We start from the raw sequence: 16,036 nt of genomic DNA, 5'->3' as shown, positions 1-16,036 counted from the left end.
GAGTGATTTCCCATGTTTGAGCGCCTCATTCAATTCGCCATCGAGCAGCGCATCATCGTCCTGTTGGCGGTGCTGCTGATGGCCGGGGTCGGCATCGCCAGCTACCAGAAGCTGCCGATCGACGCGGTCCCCGACATCACCAACGTCCAGGTGCAGATCAACTCCGCAGCGCCAGGGTTTTCGCCCCTGGAAACCGAGCAGCGCATCACCTTTCCCATCGAGACCGCCATGGCCGGCTTGCCGGGCTTGCAACAGACCCGCTCGCTGTCGCGCTCGGGCCTGTCCCAGGTGACGGTGATCTTCAAGGACGGCACCGACCTGTTCTTCGCCCGGCAACTGGTCAACGAGCGCCTGCAAGTGGCTCGTGAGCAATTGCCTGAAGGCGTGGAGGCGGTGATGGGGCCGATCTCCACCGGGCTGGGGGAAATCTTCCTCTGGACCGTGGAGGCCGAGGACGGTGCGCGCAAGGAAGATGGCACGCCCTACACCCCCACCGACTTGCGGGTGATCCAGGACTGGATCATCAAGCCGCAGCTGCGCAACGTGCAGGGCGTGGCGGAGATCAACACCATCGGCGGCTTCGCCAAGGAGTACCAGATCGCTCCGGACCCCAAGCGCCTGGCGGCCTACCAGCTGACCCTCAATGATCTGGTGACGGCTCTGGAGCGCAACAACGCCAACGTCGGCGCCGGCTACATCGAACGCAGCGGCGAGCAGTTGCTGATCCGTGCGCCGGGGCAACTGGCGTCCATCGAGGACATCGCCAACATCGTCATCAGCAGCAGCGACGGCACGCCGATCCGCGTGCGCAATGTCGCCCAGGTGCAGATCGGTCGCGAACTGCGTACGGGCGCGGCCACCGAGAACGGCCGGGAAGTGGTGCTGGGGACGGTGTTCATGCTGATCGGCGAGAACAGCCGCAGTGTGTCCCAGGCCGTGGCGAAAAAGCTCGAAGAGATCAACCGCTCGCTGCCCGCAGGGGTGGTGGCGGTCACGGTGTACGACCGCACCAACCTGGTGGAAAAAGCCATCGCCACGGTGAAGAAGAACCTCTTCGAAGGCGCGTTGCTGGTGATCGTGATTCTGTTCCTGTTCCTGGGCAATATTCGCGCCGCGCTGATCACTGCCCTGGTGATTCCGCTGTCGATGCTGTTCACCTTCACCGGCATGTTCAGCAACAAGGTCAGCGCCAACCTGATGAGCCTCGGCGCCCTGGACTTCGGCATCATCGTCGACGGCGCGGTGGTGATTGTGGAGAACGCCATCCGCCGCCTGGCCCATGCCCAGCAGCACCATGGGCGCATGCTGACTCGCTCCGAACGCCTGCACGAAGTCTTTGCCGCGGCCAAGGAAGCGCGGCGGGCGCTGATCTTCGGCCAGTTGATCATCATGGTGGTGTACCTGCCGATCTTTGCCCTGACCGGGGTGGCCGGGAAGATGTTCCACCCCATGGCCTTCACCGTGGTCATGGCCCTGCTGGGGGCGATGATCCTCTCGGTGACCTTCGTCCCGGCGGCCATTGCGCTGTTTGTCACCGGCAAGGTCAAGGAAGAGGAAAACCTGCTGGTGCGCAGCGCCAAGCGGGGCTACGCGCCGGTGCTGGACTGGGTCATGGGCCATCGTGCGACGACCTTCGCGGCGGCCGCGGCGATCCTGCTGGGCAGCGGTGTGCTGGCCAGCCGCATGGGCAGTGAATTCATTCCCAGCCTCAGCGAAGGCGACTTCGCCCAACAGGCCCTGCGGGTGCCCGGCACCAGCCTCACGCAATCGGTGGACATGCAGCAGCGTCTGGAGAAAACCCTGCTGGCGCAGGTGCCGGAGATCGAGCGGGTGTTTGCCCGCACCGGCACCGCGGAGATCGCCTCGGACCCGATGCCGCCGAATATTTCCGACAGTTACCTGATGCTCAAGCCCAAGGCGCAATGGCCGGACCCGGGCAAGTCCCGGGAGGCGTTGATTGCCGATATCCAGCGCGCCAGCGCCCTGGTCCCGGGCAGCGCCTATGAACTGTCGCAGCCGATCCAACTGCGTTTCAACGAGCTGATTTCCGGGGTGCGCAGCGATGTGGCGGTCAAGGTGTTCGGTGACGACATGACCGTGCTGAACAAGACCGCCAATGAAATCGCCACGGCCCTGCAGGGCTTGTCCGGTGCCTCGGAAGTCAAGGTCGAGCAGACCTCCGGCCTGCCAGTGCTGACCATCAATATCGACCGCGACAAGGCGGCGCGATTCGGCCTGAATGTGGGCGATGTGCAAGACACCATTGCGGTGGCGGTGGGCGGGCGCCAGGCCGGCACCCTGTATGAAGGCGACCGGCGCTTCGACATGGTGGTGCGTCTCTCGGACCAACTGCGTACCGACATTGACGGCCTTTCGCGGCTGCTGATCCCGATCCCGGCGACCGCGGGCACGGCCAACGGGCAGATCGGCTTTATCGCCCTGTCGGAAGTGGCCAGCCTCGATCTGGTGTTGGGCCCCAATCAGGTCAGCCGCGAGAATGGCAAGCGCCTGGTGATCGTCAGCGCCAACGTTCGCGGGCGGGATATCGGCTCCTTTGTCGAGGAAGCCACGGCGTTGATTGCCAGCAAGGTCAAGGTGCCCGCGGGGTACTGGACCACCTGGGGCGGCCAGTTCGAGCAATTGCAGGAAGCATCCCAGCGCCTGCAAGTGGTGGTGCCGGTGGCACTGCTGCTGGTGTTCGGGTTGTTGTTCATGATGTTCAACAACCTCAAGGACGGCCTGCTGGTGTTCACCGGCATTCCCTTTGCCCTGACCGGCGGGATCATGGCCCTGTGGTTGCGGGGTATTCCGCTGTCGATCTCGGCGGGGGTGGGTTTTATCGCCTTGTCGGGGGTGGCGGTGCTCAATGGGCTGGTGATGATCGCCTTTATCCGCAACCTGCGAGAGGAAGGGCGTTCGCTGTCCGTGGCGATTCATGAAGGCGCCCTGACCCGTTTGCGTCCGGTGCTGATGACCGCCCTGGTGGCGTCCCTGGGGTTTGTTCCTATGGCCCTGGCCACCGGCACCGGCGCCGAAGTGCAACGGCCCCTGGCGACGGTAGTGATTGGCGGCATCCTGTCGTCCACCATCCTCACCTTGCTGGTTCTGCCGGCGCTGTACCAATGGGCGCACCGCAAGGAAGAGGACTAGCGCCTGTCGCCGCTGCCGCAGGCTGTGAGCGGACTGGGCGGCATTCCGTCGAAGGGATGCGGCGGTCTTGAGGTCGCTGCGGGGTTGGCGGGAGATCGTCAGGCAAGGTCCTGCGGACCTTTGCGCAGCTTCGCCGTGGCTCAGCAGCGGCTACAGGGCCAGTGCCGATCGGGGATTTGTGTAGCCGCTGCCGCAGGCTGCGAACGGCACGAAGGGCCGCGGCGGTCTTGAGGTCGCTGCGGGGTTTGCGGGAGATCGTCAGGCAAGGTCCTGCGGACCTTTGCGCAGCTTCGCCGTGGCTCAGCAGCGGCTACAGGGCCAGTGCCGATCGGGGATTTGTGTAGCCGCTGCCGCAGGCTGCGAACGGCCCGAAGGGACGCGGCGTTCTTGAGGCCGCTGCGAGTTCGGCGGGGGATCGTCAGGCAAGTTCCTGCGGACCTTTGCGCAGCTTCGCGGGCTCAGCAGCGGCTACAGGGCGGGTGGGTTAGAGCCAGGCGGCATCCCAGAGGGGATAGTCGCCCACGCGCTGGACCAGTCCCGCTCGAACCGGGTTGTAGATGATGTAGCGGGCAAGCGCCTTGAGGTCTGCTTCGCGACGGATGGCCCGTTCGTAATACCCTTTTTGCCACAGTCGACGACGCTGGTTCAGGCGCTGGTTGATGTTGCGCCCGCTTCGTGACTTGAGTCGGCACAAGGACTCTTCCAGCGAGCATTTCTGCAGTTGGAACAACCAGTGAATGTGATCAGGCATGACCACCCAGGCCAGGGAGTGGATGAGTCCCGCTTCGTGTTGTGCCCTGATTTGTTCGACCACCAGCCGCCCCAGGTAGAAGTCGCTGAACATCGGGCGTCGCTGTTCGGTCACGGCGGTTATCGCGTAGATTCTACCGATCTGTGTGTGTCGTCCTTTGAGCAGGCGAAAACCATTGGATCGGAATTGCATTACCCGGCTCTCCCTGTGCTGGAATGATCCCTTCACGCTAGTCCTGGCTCGGCCTGTTAACAGATGTATCTCGTTAACACCTATGTCTCTCTTGCATCCCTGTAGCCGCTGCTGAGCCAAGGCGAAGCTGCGCAAAGGTCCGCAGGACCTTCAGCGATCCTCAGATGCAGCACCTGCTTCGCGGTCGTTCGCAGCCTGCGGCAGCGGCTACAGGTGCCAGTCCTGCGGCAGTTTTCGGGCAAAAAAAAGCGCCCCATGCGGGACGCTAAAAATTCATCTCTTTCCAAAGGAGCATCAAAAAAACGCTTCAAGAGATGAATGTGCTCGGTAGGCCATCGCCGTTAAATATCTTCCTCGGCCGTAGCGGATGCGCCAGCGTCGCGAGGGGAAGTGCCGGTGCCAGCCGCGGCTGTTTGCTGACTGGCGTTGCCGTGAATCTGTTCCTGGCTGGCGAGGAAGGTGTCGCGGACCTGCTGTGGGCGTTCGCTGCCATCAGATGCCCAGACGGCGGAGCCGGTAGTGGCCAGAAGGCCGATCAACAATAGTCGGGTGGGACCCATGGTGTTTCTCCTGACAAGCTCGCCGGCCGGGGGAATCACGGCGGATTCGAGTGTGTTCAGGAGTATATGGAGGCCAACCTAACGAGAAGGTGAGGCCGATATTACAGTTCTGAAAGCCATGCGTCTGTGAAGAAGTTTTAACACCGGGCAGGCCGCAACCTGCCCGGCCAGACGCTTTAGAGCAGGGCCAGCGGGTACTCGACGATCAGTCGGAATTCTTCCAGGTCGGACTCGAACTGACTGGAGCGGATGGTCGCCTGGCGGATGCGCAGGGACAGGTCCTTGAGCGTGCCGCCCTGGAACACGTACTTGGCTTCGATGTCCCGCTCCCAGCGACGCTGATCGGTCAGCGGATCACCCGCCGCGTCGCGGCGCATGTACACCGAGTTGGCGTGGCTGTAGTCGGCGTCGCTGCCGCGCGCGTAGCGGGTCATGAACGACAGACCGGGAATGCCGAAGGTCTGCATGTCGAGGTCGTAGCGGACCATCCACGAACGCTCCTTGGGCGAGTTGAAGTCGCTGTACTGGATCGAGTTGTCGAGAAAGATCGAGTCCGACTGGCGCAGGTAGTCGAAGTCGTCGTTACCGTTGTTGCGCTGGTGCGACAGGGCCAGTGTGTGGGCGCCGTAGGTGGCGCCGACCTTGGCGCTCCAGATGTTGTTGTCGAACTCGCCCAGCAGTTTCTTGCCCTCGTCCACAGCCTTGTAATAGTTGAAGCCGCTGAACAGGGTCAGGTCGTCGGACACCGGGTAGTTCATCGCCGTGCCGAAGTAGTACTGATCCCAGGCGTCTTTCAGGCGGCTGCTGTAGAGGCTGAAACTCAGGTTGGGGTTGAACTTGTAGTCGCCACCGAAGTAGCCGACCCAGGGCGAGTCGACCTTGCCCGCGTAGAAGGTGGCGAAGCCGTCGCGCATGCCGCTGCTGTCGGGCTGGCTCATGGCGTGCAAGCGCCCGCCCTGCAGGTTGAGACCGTCGAGGCTGGTGTTTTCCAGGGTCACCCCGCGAAAGCTTTCCGGCAGCAGGCGCGAGTCGCCGTAGTGCACCACCGGGGTCTTGGGGAACACGTCGCCGACTTTCAGCACGGTGTCCAGGGCCCGCAGTTTCACTGCGCCGCCGGCCTTGCCATAGCCGTCGGCGGGCTCGTTGTCGTGGTTCACCGGCAGCATGCCGAAGGAGCCACGGCCGCCGCTGCGCCCGCTGCCGGAGTCGAGCTTGAGGCCGTACATGGCAAAGGCGTCGATGCCGAATCCGACCGTGCCCTGGGTGAAGCCGGACTCGAACTGGCCGATCAGGCCCTGGGCCCAGGCTTCGGAGTAACCGTTGCCGGTGGGGCTGGACTGGCCCTTGCGATCATCGCGGTTGAAGTAGTAGTTGCGCAGCAACAGGTCGAGGCGGCTGCCTTCGACAAAGCCTTCGGGTCGTTCCTCGGCGGTTACCGCCGCCACGGGACACAGCCCCAGTACCGCGGCAAGCACGGACAGGGACAGAGGGGGATTGATTCGCATGGGGTCGCTCCTGAGTGTTGGCAGCTATCAACTTTTATATCGCCAGAGGCGTTCTTATTGGGCGGACTGACCGGCGCAGAAGCGCCCTGAAAGTCGCTGTCGATAGTTGCAAACAGTCGATAACGGCGAGGTGACCCGGTGATTACAATTGTGCAAGAAAGGACGCTGGTAACGCTCGGCCAAAGCCTCTGAAACCCCCATGAACAGGGGCGATGGCAATGGGGGGGGAAGTTGCCTGAAGGGGCATTACAGATAAGTAATGTGCCCGCGATCATTCTGACAGGGTCGGTTCCTTATCCTCGCTGGAGTCAACTGGACGAGGAAACTGTCATGAAGCTTTTCAACTTGAGTATCGCCGCGTTGCTGCTGTCCATTTCTGCCCTGGCCCTGGCCGAGGGCGGTGGTGATCGCACCTTTACCCGCGCCATGCTGGAGAACCAGAAGGCCATGGAGCGCTATGCCGCGAGCCAGGGCAAACCGGCACCGGTGGTGCAGAGCTACCGCTATGGCATGGCGCTGGATATCGCCAGGGTGGTCAATGTGACGCCTGCGGCCAAGTCCTGCGAGGTGGTGCCCTCGCGCATGACGTATGAAGACTCCGCCGGTCAGCTCAAGACCATCGAATATCAGGTGGTGGGTCAGTGCCGCAACAACGGCAGCTGACTCTGGTGTCGTGCCCTCAGGCGTCGCCTGGTTCGGGGTGCAGGGCAACGATCATGTCGACTTCCACCGAGGCGTTTTTCGGCAGCTGATAGACCCCCAGCGAAGTGCGTGTGTGCACGCCGGCCTCGGCAAACACCGAATACAGGATCTCTGAGGCGCCATCCGCCACTTCGCTCTGCTGGGTGAAGTCCGCCGCGCTCTGCACATAGACGTTGATTCGCAGAATGCGCTTGATCCGCTGCAGGTCGCCGAGCATCTGTTTCAGGATCGCCAGGGCTCGCAGGGTACAAATCTGTGCCCCGTGCCGGGCCTGCTCCAGGGACGTCTCGGCGCCCACCCGGCCGACCACCATCACCGTGTTGTCGATGCGCGGGATCTGCCCGCTGACATAGACCTCATCACCGTTACGCACCGCCGGCACATAGTTGCCGCCAATGCGCATTTCGCCTTCGAAACTGTGGCCGATCCGGGCTGCCGCCTGCTGGAAAAGTGCCTTGCGTGTTGCGTCCATAGTCCAACTCCGTCGATCGCCGTGGAATTTCCAGAAGCCGACTATACGCGCTCCAGCGCGGCGATGAATCTTCGGCGAAAGCCCCGTATCGACGGGCTTTGCCTGCCGTTGAAATTTTTTGGTCGGACAAGTCGCAGTTGCTATTAAGAAAATTCTTTCAGGGCCGATGTTAGGCCCAAAGCAGCCCATTTTTTCAGTCCCCCGTCCCCGGTGCATCCTCATGTTCAATAAACGCTTGAAGCAAGAGTTGTCGGCGCTTCGTGAAGAACTCTCGAGCCTTCAGCAAGTGAAGGAAAGTCTTGAAAGCGAGATGCTCGTGATCAATTTGAGCGCCGATGGACGGATTCAATCGGTCAACCACAACTTCGCCCAGGAAATGCTCTACAAGGGAGGCGATCTGGTGGGCCGTGCCCTGGAGGACATCGTCCCGGAACACGTCAAGCACGACGAGTTCCATCAGCGCTTCAAGGCGACCCTGGCCCGGGGCGAGCATTTTGCCGGGGCGGTGCGCTTGCTGCGGGGCAACGGTGAGGAAGCCTGGCTGCGCGCCATTTCCCAGCCGATTCGCGACTCAGAGGGCCGGATCAAGTACTTCGCGATCTTTTCCAGCGACCTGACCCGCACCATCGAGGCCTCCCGCGAGCACGAGAACCTGATCGGCGCGCTGATGCGTTCCACCGCGCTGATCGAGTTCGATCTCAATGGTCATGTGCTGACCGCCAATGACCGTTTCCTGGCCGGGATGGGTTACAGCCTGGCGCAGATCAAGGGCAAGCATCACCGCATGTTCTGTGAGCCGGAGGAGTACAACAGCGCGGCCTACCAGGCGTTCTGGAGACGGCTGAATGCCGGGGAATTCATCGCTGAACGCTTCAAGCGGATCGATGCCCATGGCCGGGTGGTCTGGCTGGAGGCCTCCTACAACCCGGTGCTGGACGCCAACAACAAGCTCTACAAGGTGGTGAAGTTCGCCACGGTGATCACCGATCAGGTGAATCAGGAAATGGCCGTGGCCGAAGCGGCCAACATTGCCTACAGCACCTCATTGCAGACCGACAACAGCGCCCAGCGTGGCACCACGGTGGTCACCGAGGCGGTGAACGTCATGCGTGATCTGGCCAAACACATGCAGGAGGCCGGCGAGGGTATCGGCGCTCTGAACGAGCAATCCCTGGTGATTGGCAGCATCGTCAAGACCATCAGCGGAATTGCCGAGCAGACCAACCTGCTGGCGCTCAATGCGGCGATCGAGGCAGCCCGTGCCGGTGAGCAGGGACGGGGTTTTGCCGTGGTCGCCGATGAGGTCCGGCAACTGGCCTCGCGTACCAGCAAGGCCACCGAAGAAATCGTCGGCGTGGTCCGGCAGAACCAGGACATGGCCCGTGAAGCCGTGGAGTTGATGGCCGAAGGCAAGCTGCAGGCCGAGCAGGGCCTGGCCCTGGCCGCAGAAGCCGGCACGGTGATCGTCGAGATCCAGGACGGCGCACAGAAAGTGGTGAGCGCGGTGGGTCAGTTCGCCAATCAACTGTCGACCTGAGTCATGGGGCCCCGGTGACGGGGCACCGTTCATCCTCTGGGCACGGCGTTCGCCGGCTCCGATGGCCTTGAGGAAATTTCCGAAGAGGTCTTAAGAATATTCTGAAACGCTGGGCATGGCTTGGAGAAAGGTCAGGCAGCGCCGATGGCAAGAGGGTCGCTGTATCCACTCTTAGTCTGTCGGTGTATCCATGTTCAACAAACGTTTGAAGCAACAGCTTGCCACCTTGAGCGACGAGCTGAATGCTCTGCAGCAATTCAAGGCCTGTCTGGAAACCCAGGTGCTCAGCATCGAACTGGACGGCGAGGGGGTGATCCGTCGGGTCAACCAGAACTTCACACGCACCCTGGGCCTTGATGGCCAACAGCTCTGTGGGCAGCCCCTGGAGCAGATTGTGTCGCGCCACACCCAGGCGACGCAGTTGTATCGCACTTTCCAGGCGGCCCTGGGGCGCAACGAAGGCTACATCGGCCAGTTGCGCCTGCAGCGGGGCGACGGCCGCGACGCCTGGTTGCATACCTGCGTGCAGCTGGTCCATGACAGCGCCGGACGCCTGGACCACTACTCGCTGATCTGCAGCGACCAGACGGCGTCGGTGGAAAGCGCCTGCGAGCATGAAAACCTGATGGCGGCGTTGCTGCGTTCCACTGCGGTGATCGAGTTCGATCTGCAAGGCCGGGTGCTGACCGCCAACCCGCGTTTTCTGGCCTGCATGGGTTACCGCCTCGATGAAGTCCAGGGCCAGAACCACCGTCTGTTTTGCGAACCCCAGGAATATGAGGGGCCGTCGTACCAGGAGTTCTGGGCGCGCCTGAACGCTGGCGAGTATGTCGCCGACCGCTTCAAGCGTATCGACAGCCAGGGGCGTGTCGTGTGGCTCGACGCCTCTTACAACCCGGTGCTGGATGCCAACGGCCAGCTGTACAAAGTGGTGAAGTTCGCCACCGTGATCACCGAGCAGGTGAACCAGGAACGCTCGGTGGCCGAGGCTGCCGACATCGCCTACAGCATCTCCCGCCAAACCGATACCAGCGCCCAGCGCGGCTCGGCGGTGGTCACTCAAACCCTGGACGTGATGCGTGACCTGGCCAAGTGCATGCAAGACGCCGGTGACGGTATTGAAGCCCTGAACGAGCAGTCCCTGGTGATTGGCAGCATCGTCAAGACCATCAGCGGGATTGCCGAGCAGACCAACCTGCTGGCCCTCAATGCGGCGATCGAGGCCGCTCGGGCCGGTGAGCAGGGGCGCGGTTTCGCCGTGGTCGCCGACGAGGTCCGGCAACTGGCCTCGCGTACCAGCAACGCCACCGACGAAATCGTCGGTGTGGTCCGGCACAACCAGGACATGGCCCGTTCGGCGGTGGAACTGATGGCCGAAGGTCGCCAGCAAGCCGAGCAGGGCCTGACCCTGGCGGCGGAGGCCGGCGCGGTGATTGTCGAGATCCAGGACGGTGCGCAGAAAGTGGTGGGCGCGGTGGGGCAGTTCGCCAGTCAGCTGTCCAGCTGAGTGTCACGCTGAGGGTTCAAGTTTCGCGTCCGCCTGGCCCAGCGGACGCGGAGGGTTTCAGTGTTGCAACGGCCCATGGCATTCGTAATGCAAACGGTCGAACCACTGCCCGTGCAGCAGGAAGCTGCGGCGTGAATGGCCGTAGCAGGAGAACCCTGATGCCTCCAGTACCCGCACCGAGCCGAGGTTCTCCGGGCGGGCGTTGGCTTCGATGCGGCTCAGTTGCAATTCCCCGAAGGCCCGTTGCCGGACTTGCTCCACCGCCGCCTTGGCGATGCCGCGGCCGTTGAAGCGGGCGCCCACTCGATAGCCCAGTTCGGCGCAATTGAAGTAGGCGCGCTGCACCCGGTGCAGGTTGATGCGTCCCACCAGCTGTGAGTTTTCACGGATCAGGAATTGATAGCCGCGATCCGCTTCGGCGTCCTGTCGAGCCTGGGCGATGGCTTCGGCGACGCCTTCGACACAGTAGTACGCGGCGGGTCGGGCGTTGATCGAGGTCTCGAAAAAAGCGCGGTTCTCTTGTTCAAAAGCTAGCAGTTCATGCACGTCGTCAGGCTGCGGGGCGGTGATGTACAGGTGCGTCATGGTCCGGTGGCCTCAATCCGTTGAAGGCGCCTTCATCTCACGTTCTGCAGGTCGGCTTCAAGTCTCCAGGTGCGGTTTGATCAGTTCGGCAAACCATTCGATGAACACATTGAGACGGCGCGAGCGATGGCGGCGGTCGGGGTACAGTGCGCTGATTTCCATGGGCGCCACCGGCAGGTCATGAAGCACCTGCACCAGTTCGCCGCGCTCCAGTAGATGCTGCACATCGAAGCGCGGCACCTGGATCAGCCCCAGGCCCTGGCGACAGCAGGCAATGTAGTTCTCGACGTTGTTGACGATCACCCGACTGGGCAGGCCCAGCAGGTGCTCGCGACCTTCCTGCAGGTATTCCCAGGGCAGCTCTCGACCCGTGTCCGGGCAGGCGTAGCCCACCATCCACTGGCCGTTCTGCAGGTCCTGATGGCTGTGAGGCTCGCCATGTTCGGCGAGGTAGGCGGGGCTGGCGCAGTTGATCAGCGCCAGGCGTCCCAGGGGACGGGCGATCAGGCTGCTGTCCGCCAGGCTGCCGACGCGGATCGCGCAGTCGATGCCTTCCTGGACCAGGTCGATGCTGCGATCGCAGGCCCCCAGCGCCAGTTGCAGGCCGGGGTATTGCGCCAGCCATTGGGGCAGGGCGGGCACGATCAGGCGCCGGGCGATGCGGCTGGGTACGTCGATGTTCAAACGTCCACTGACATCCACCTGGCGATGCTGGAACAGTTGGCTGAGTTCGGATGCATCCGCCAGCAGACGCCGGGCTCGCTCCAGAAGGATGGCGCCGTCGGCGGTCAATTGCACATGCCGGGTCGTGCGGTGCAGCAGGCGCGTGCCGAGGCCGGTTTCCAGTTGCTGCACGGCGGAGGAGACGGTGGCCCGTGGCAGTTCCAGGACATGGGCGGCCTTGATGAAGCTGCCCATGTCGGCCACCTGGATGAACACGCGGTATTGTTCAAGCTTATCCATCGTATGAACGATCCTGGTCCGGGGGACGCCGAGCGGCAATGGATCGCGGCATCGTCCGAGGCGATCGATGCAGCGGCTCGGCAGGCCAATTTACCCCTTGGGCGCCAGGATTACTTGGTGGTGTAGCCGCCGTTGATCAGTAAGGTCTGACCGGTGATCCACCAACCCTCGGTCACCAGGTGACGAATGAAGGGCACCACATCCTCGATATCAGTGAGTCCGGTCTTGCTCGAAGGCGACAGGGCCGCAGCGCTCTTGTGGTAGGCCACCGCGTCGTCCCCTTCGGCAGGGTAGAAGAACGGTGTATCCATGGGGCCTGGCCCGACAGCGGTGACCGAGATGCCGCGGGCGCCGAACTCCTTGGCGGCGGCCCGGGTGAAGTGTTCCACCGGGGCCTTGGAACCGCCATAGGCGGCATAGAACGGGGTGAAGGCTCCCAGCAGCGACGTCACCAGGGTCACCAGCTTGCCGTTGTCCTCCAGGTGTTTGCCGGCTTCCTTGATAAAGAAGAACGCGCTCTTGGCATTGACCGCAAACATCTGGTCGTACTCGTCTTCGCTGATGTCGACTATGGGTTTTTTCAGCACCTTGCCCACGGTGTTGATGGCGATGTCGATCTTGCCGAAACGCGCCTTGACCTCGCTGAACAGACGCTCCACGGCACTGGCGCTGGTGAGGTCGGCCTGCCAGGCGTGGGCCTCGACCCCCAGGTCCTTGAGCGCCGCCAGGGTACGCTCGGCGTCGGCCTGGCTGGCGCTGCTGTTATAGTGCACGGCCACGGCTTTGGCCCCGTGACTGGCAAGATCACGGGCAATCAGGCCGCCGAGGTTTTTCACCCCTCCGGCAATCAGCACGACTTTGTTGTTCAGGGAATGATCGGCCATGGTGCGACTCCTTCGACGATTGGTGAAGGCTGAGTCTAGTCTTTGGAAGGGCGCGGATAAGCCGTCGGCGGCTGGACGGATTATCCAGAAAATCCATCCAATGCCGCGGTCTGCCCGAGGGCTGGATAGGGCTACAATCGGATTTTTTTCAGGAGCCTGCCATGCCTGCATTTCGTCGTTCGGTCCCTCTGGAAAAGGCCTACCGCCTGCTCAATCACGGTCCTACGGTGCTGGTCAGCGCGGCCCATGGCGGCCAGCGCAATATCATGGCCGCGGCCTGGGCGATGCCCCTGGATTTCGAGCCGCCGAAAGTTGCCGTGGTGCTCGACAAGTCCACCTGGACCCGGCAACTGCTGGAGGCTTCGGGCACCTTCGTCCTCAACGTGCCCTGCGCCGCTCAAGTGGACATTGTGCAGAGCCTGGGCAACAGCTCCGGACTGGAGCTGCACCACGCCGGGCGCGACAAGTTTTGCGCCTATGGTTTGTCGACCTTTGCCGGCCAGGCCCTTGAGGCTCCGCTGCTGGAAGGTTGCGTGGCCTGGCTGGAATGCCGGCTGTTGCCCGAGCCCCACAATCACCAGCAGTACGACCTGTTCCTCGGTGAGGTGATTGCGGCCCAGGCCGATGCCCGAGTGTTCAGCGAAGGGCGTTGGCACTTCGAGGGTCAGGACTCGCTGCGCACCCTGCACCATGTAGCGGGTGGGCATTTCCTGACCATTGGCGACGCCGTTGATGGTCGTCAGTTGCCCCAGGCCGGTGGGGTTTGAGTCAACGTCTGCTGGGCGTGATCCAGCACCTGCAAGTCCAGCGCTCTGCCGCCGACCGGGTCTTGGCTACCAGCTCACCTGGCCCAGGGCGTCGGCGAAGGCGTTGAGTTTCGGCGAGCATTGGCGTGAGGGCGGGTAGACTAGGGACAGTTCCCGGCAGCGCCCGTCATGGGCCTGGAGAATCGGCACCAGATGGCCTGCGTCGATGGCATCGCGCACGGCGAACTCCATCAACTGGGCGATGCCGAAGCCGCCCAGCACCGCGTCCACCAGGGCATCGCCGATGTCGAAGATCAGCCGCCCCTGCACCGCCAGGTCCAGAGGCTTGCCCTGGTCCATGAACTGCCAGTCCACCAGGCGGCCGCTGCGCAGGTTGCGCACGGTGAGGCAGTTGTGCTGCTGCAAGTCCGCCAGTTGCCGGGGCGTGCCATGGCGCTGCAGATAAGCCGGCGCCGCCACCGTTACCCAGCGCAGGGGCGCCAGGGGGCGGGCGATCAGGCGCTGGTCGTTGATCACCCCGGTACGCAGCACCGCGTCGAAGCCTTCGTCGATGATGTCCACCACCCGATCGGTCATGACCGCCTCGATGCTCAATTCGCGATAGCGGGTGGTCAGCTCGCCAATGACCGGCATCACCACCTTGCGCCCGAACAGTGAAGGGGTGCTGATCTTCAGCGCTCCGGTGGGAGAGTCCCGGCGGTCCAGCAGCAAGTGCTCGGTATGGGCCAGTTCTGCCAGCAGCGGTCCTGCCCGGTCCACCAGAACCTGGCCGTCCGGGGTCAGGCTGACACTGCGGGTATTGCGTTGCAGCAGGCGCACGCCCAGTTGCTGTTCCAAGCGGGAAATGGCCCGGGACAAGCCGGATTGGGTCAGCCCCAGGTCGCCGGCGGCCCGGGTGAAACTGCGGGTCTCGGCCACCCGGACCAGCAGGCGAAGGGCGTTCAGATCCATGATTAAAGTCATTACTGAAAGAGGAAGTGGCGTATTTATCATTTAAACGGCATCGATGACACTGGGCGCCGCCTATTTCAGACAAGGATTTTCGCAATGTCCGCGACCCCGTTAGCCAAGCCGTCGGGCTGGATGCTGTTACTGCTGGCCACCGCGCAGTTGATCATCGCCCTGGACGCCACCATCGTCTTTGTTGCCCTGCCGGACATTGGCCAGCGTCTGGGGTTCTCCGCCCAGCAATTGCAGTGGGTGGTCAGCGCCTACAGTGTGGCCTTTGGCGGCTTCCTGCTGCTGGGCGGGCGTGCGGCGGACCTGTTGGGCAAGCGGCGTTTCTACATCATTGGCCAGTCCCTGTACGCCCTGGCGTCCCTGGCCGGCGGCCTGGGCGGCAGCGCCCTGTTGCTGGTGCTGGCCCGGGCCGTGCAGGGCGTGGGCGGGGCGATGCTGTTCCCGGCCACCCTGGCCCTGATCAACACCTGGTACGCCGAAGGCCCGGCCCGTAACCGCGCCTTTGCGGTGTGGAGCGCGGCCTCGGCGGCGGGGCTGGCCCTGGGGGCCTTGCTGGGCGGGGTGTTGACCCAGTACTGGGGCTGGGAAGCGGTGTTCCTGGTCAACGTGCCCCTGGCCGGTGCCTGCGCACTGATGGCCCGACGCTGGATTCCCGCCGACCCGGCGCGCCCGCGTGGCCGTCAGTTCGATCTGCGCGGTGCCCTGACCGTGACCCTGGGGGGCACCTTGCTGGTGTTTTCCATTGTTCAGGGGCCGGAGTGGGGCTGGACCGCGCCGGCGACCCTGGCTTGCCTGATGCTGTCCCTGGCGTTGCTCTGGCTGTTTGTCCGACTCGAACAGCGCAGCCCGGACCCGCTGATGCCGTTGCGTTTGCTGGGTTATCCACAACTGCGCATGGCCATGGTGATTACTGCATTGTTCATGAGCAGCTTCGGCGTGCAGTACTACTTTCTCAGCCTGTATTTCCAACAGGTCTACCAGTTCAGCGTGTTGCAGAGCGGCTTGGCGTTCCTGCCTTCGACCCTGCTGTGCACAGCCGGGATCTGGGTGGCGGAACGGGCGCTGCTGCGCATCGGCTTGCGGGCGACCCTGGTCAGCGGCTTGCTGCTCGGGGCGCTGGGCATCGGCATGATGTACCTGGCCTTGCCCGGCAGCAGCGGTTTTGTCGGCCTGTTGCCGGGAATCGTGGTCATGAGCATCGGCCAGGGTATGACCTGGACCTCGATGTGGGTCTCGGCCGGGCAGGGTATCGCAGCGTCCGAGCAAGGGGTGGCAGCGGGGGTGGCCTCCACCAGTCAGCAAATCGGCGGGGCCCTGGGGCTGGCGCTGCTGGTGTCCCTGGCCAATACCTTGAGCCCTGAGGGCAATCAGGCTCATGGCATTGAAATGGCCACTGCGGCCAGCGCCCTGCTGGCCTTGCTCGGGGCCCTGCTGGCGCTGCGCTTGCCCCGGGTCTCACCGGCATTGCCGGCCTGTTCCGTGGCCCAGGGCTGAGGCGCGT

The 16,036-nt window shown here is 63.3% G+C and carries 14 protein-coding genes and 2 pseudogenes; 8 read left to right on the top strand and 8 right to left on the bottom strand.

All coding sequences use genetic code 11. The features are described 5' to 3' along the window. The first annotated feature begins 12 nt into the window (after positions 1-12). Complete coding sequence (locus tag ACMGF8_RS30950; RefSeq protein ID WP_416758291.1) at positions 13-3,150, top strand: CusA/CzcA family heavy metal efflux RND transporter; 3,138 nt, start codon at positions 13-15, stop codon at positions 3,148-3,150. Positions 3,151-3,634: 484 nt separating this feature from the next. Here ACMGF8_RS30950 and ACMGF8_RS30945 read toward each other — a convergent pair whose 3' ends face one another. From ACMGF8_RS30945 to ACMGF8_RS30935, 3 genes are all read right to left on the bottom strand, one after another. After that, positions 3,635-4,093, bottom strand: a complete 459-nt coding sequence (locus ACMGF8_RS30945; RefSeq protein WP_250329650.1) for an REP-associated tyrosine transposase — start codon at positions 4,091-4,093, stop codon at positions 3,635-3,637. Positions 4,094-4,434: 341 nt separating this feature from the next. Beyond that, positions 4,435-4,653: a hypothetical protein gene (locus tag ACMGF8_RS30940; protein ID WP_102880967.1), complete on the bottom strand. Its 219-nt coding sequence runs from the start codon at positions 4,651-4,653 to the stop codon at positions 4,435-4,437. Between the two features lie 176 nt (positions 4,654-4,829). Then, the gene (locus tag ACMGF8_RS30935) at positions 4,830-6,158 is read right to left on the bottom strand and encodes an OprD family porin (protein ID WP_250329649.1); all 1,329 of its coding nucleotides are present in this window, start codon (positions 6,156-6,158) and stop codon (positions 4,830-4,832) included. A 330-nt stretch (positions 6,159-6,488) separates the two neighbouring features. Here ACMGF8_RS30935 and ACMGF8_RS30930 point away from each other — a divergent pair, with 330 nt between their 5' ends. Beyond that, on the top strand, positions 6,489-6,821 hold the full coding sequence (locus ACMGF8_RS30930) for a DUF2790 domain-containing protein (protein WP_102860207.1): 333 nt from the start codon (positions 6,489-6,491) through the stop codon (positions 6,819-6,821). Positions 6,822-6,837: 16 nt separating this feature from the next. Here the strand turns inward: ACMGF8_RS30930 and ACMGF8_RS30925 are convergent, their stop codons facing one another. Next, positions 6,838-7,332: a RidA family protein gene (locus tag ACMGF8_RS30925; protein ID WP_250329648.1), complete on the bottom strand. Its 495-nt coding sequence runs from the start codon at positions 7,330-7,332 to the stop codon at positions 6,838-6,840. A 166-nt stretch (positions 7,333-7,498) separates the two neighbouring features. Here ACMGF8_RS30925 and ACMGF8_RS30920 point away from each other — a divergent pair. The 4 genes and pseudogenes from ACMGF8_RS30920 to ACMGF8_RS30905 all read left to right on the top strand — a co-directional run. Further along, a pseudogene (locus tag ACMGF8_RS30920) lies at positions 7,499-8,275 on the top strand (PAS domain-containing protein); the annotation flags it as partial. A 60-nt stretch (positions 8,276-8,335) separates the two neighbouring features. Further along, complete coding sequence (locus ACMGF8_RS30915; RefSeq protein WP_240322062.1) at positions 8,336-8,869, top strand: methyl-accepting chemotaxis protein; 534 nt, start codon at positions 8,336-8,338, stop codon at positions 8,867-8,869. Positions 8,870-9,059: 190 nt separating this feature from the next. Continuing rightward, a pseudogene (locus ACMGF8_RS30910) lies at positions 9,060-9,833 on the top strand (PAS domain-containing protein); the annotation flags it as partial. Then, positions 9,816-10,376, top strand: a complete 561-nt coding sequence (locus tag ACMGF8_RS30905; RefSeq protein ID WP_416760410.1) for a methyl-accepting chemotaxis protein — start codon at positions 9,816-9,818, stop codon at positions 10,374-10,376. The pseudogene ACMGF8_RS30910 and the gene ACMGF8_RS30905, both read left to right, overlap by 18 nt. Positions 10,377-10,433: 57 nt before the next feature. Here ACMGF8_RS30905 and ACMGF8_RS30900 read toward each other — a convergent pair whose 3' ends face one another. The 3 genes from ACMGF8_RS30900 to ACMGF8_RS30890 all read right to left on the bottom strand — a co-directional run bounded on the left by ACMGF8_RS30900 (position 10,434) and on the right by ACMGF8_RS30890 (position 12,808). Continuing rightward, positions 10,434-10,961, bottom strand: a complete 528-nt coding sequence (locus ACMGF8_RS30900) for a GNAT family N-acetyltransferase (protein ID WP_102860211.1) — start codon at positions 10,959-10,961, stop codon at positions 10,434-10,436. Between the two features lie 57 nt (positions 10,962-11,018). Beyond that, positions 11,019-11,924: a LysR family transcriptional regulator gene (locus ACMGF8_RS30895; protein WP_102860212.1), complete on the bottom strand. Its 906-nt coding sequence runs from the start codon at positions 11,922-11,924 to the stop codon at positions 11,019-11,021. 110 nt (positions 11,925-12,034) lie between these two features. Continuing rightward, the gene (locus tag ACMGF8_RS30890) at positions 12,035-12,808 is read right to left on the bottom strand and encodes an SDR family oxidoreductase (protein WP_102860213.1); all 774 of its coding nucleotides are present in this window, start codon (positions 12,806-12,808) and stop codon (positions 12,035-12,037) included. Between the two features lie 161 nt (positions 12,809-12,969). Here ACMGF8_RS30890 and ACMGF8_RS30885 point away from each other — a divergent pair, with 161 nt between their 5' ends. Then, the gene (locus tag ACMGF8_RS30885) at positions 12,970-13,575 is read left to right on the top strand and encodes a flavin reductase family protein (RefSeq protein WP_102860214.1); all 606 of its coding nucleotides are present in this window, start codon (positions 12,970-12,972) and stop codon (positions 13,573-13,575) included. A gap of 66 nt (positions 13,576-13,641) precedes the next feature. On the opposite strand, the gene ACMGF8_RS30880 is transcribed toward ACMGF8_RS30885, so the two are convergent. Then, positions 13,642-14,526 carry a LysR family transcriptional regulator gene (locus ACMGF8_RS30880; RefSeq protein ID WP_102860215.1) on the bottom strand — a complete coding sequence of 295 codons (885 nt, stop codon included), beginning with the start codon at positions 14,524-14,526 and terminating at the stop codon, positions 13,642-13,644. A gap of 96 nt (positions 14,527-14,622) precedes the next feature. Between ACMGF8_RS30880 and ACMGF8_RS30875 the strand changes: the two genes are divergently transcribed. Then, the gene (locus ACMGF8_RS30875; RefSeq protein ID WP_102860216.1) at positions 14,623-16,029 is read left to right on the top strand and encodes an MFS transporter; all 1,407 of its coding nucleotides are present in this window, start codon (positions 14,623-14,625) and stop codon (positions 16,027-16,029) included. Positions 16,030-16,036: the final 7 nt, after the last annotated feature.

The organism is Pseudomonas sp. BNK-7, assembly GCF_048072025.1.
Taxonomy (GTDB): Bacteria; Pseudomonadota; Gammaproteobacteria; order Pseudomonadales; family Pseudomonadaceae; genus Aquipseudomonas; species Aquipseudomonas danubii.
The sequence above is the reverse complement of the archived record's forward strand: the minus strand, read 5'-3'. Positions and strand labels throughout refer to the sequence as shown.

Bases quoted from the DNA above. Each gene is read 5' to 3' on its own strand.
- ACMGF8_RS30900 (WP_102860211.1), bottom strand. From the start codon at position 10,961: ATGACGCACCTGTACATCACCGCCCCGCAGCCTGACGACGTGCATGAA.
- ACMGF8_RS30885 (WP_102860214.1), top strand. From the start codon at position 12,970: ATGCCTGCATTTCGTCGTTCGGTCCCTCTGGAAAAGGCCTACCGCCTG.
- ACMGF8_RS30890 (WP_102860213.1), bottom strand. From the start codon at position 12,808: ATGGCCGATCATTCCCTGAACAACAAAGTCGTGCTGATTGCCGGAGGG.
- ACMGF8_RS30875 (WP_102860216.1), top strand. From the start codon at position 14,623: ATGTCCGCGACCCCGTTAGCCAAGCCGTCGGGCTGGATGCTGTTACTG.
- ACMGF8_RS30935 (WP_250329649.1), bottom strand. From the start codon at position 6,158: ATGCGAATCAATCCCCCTCTGTCCCTGTCCGTGCTTGCCGCGGTACTG.
- ACMGF8_RS30895 (WP_102860212.1), bottom strand. From the start codon at position 11,924: ATGGATAAGCTTGAACAATACCGCGTGTTCATCCAGGTGGCCGACATG.
- ACMGF8_RS30930 (WP_102860207.1), top strand. From the start codon at position 6,489: ATGAAGCTTTTCAACTTGAGTATCGCCGCGTTGCTGCTGTCCATTTCT.
- ACMGF8_RS30950 (WP_416758291.1), top strand. From the start codon at position 13: ATGTTTGAGCGCCTCATTCAATTCGCCATCGAGCAGCGCATCATCGTC.
- ACMGF8_RS30925 (WP_250329648.1), bottom strand. From the start codon at position 7,332: ATGGACGCAACACGCAAGGCACTTTTCCAGCAGGCGGCAGCCCGGATC.
- ACMGF8_RS30940 (WP_102880967.1), bottom strand. From the start codon at position 4,653: ATGGGTCCCACCCGACTATTGTTGATCGGCCTTCTGGCCACTACCGGC.
- ACMGF8_RS30945 (WP_250329650.1), bottom strand. From the start codon at position 4,093: ATGCAATTCCGATCCAATGGTTTTCGCCTGCTCAAAGGACGACACACA.
- ACMGF8_RS30880 (WP_102860215.1), bottom strand. From the start codon at position 14,526: ATGGATCTGAACGCCCTTCGCCTGCTGGTCCGGGTGGCCGAGACCCGC.
- ACMGF8_RS30915 (WP_240322062.1), top strand. From the start codon at position 8,336: ATGGCCGTGGCCGAAGCGGCCAACATTGCCTACAGCACCTCATTGCAG.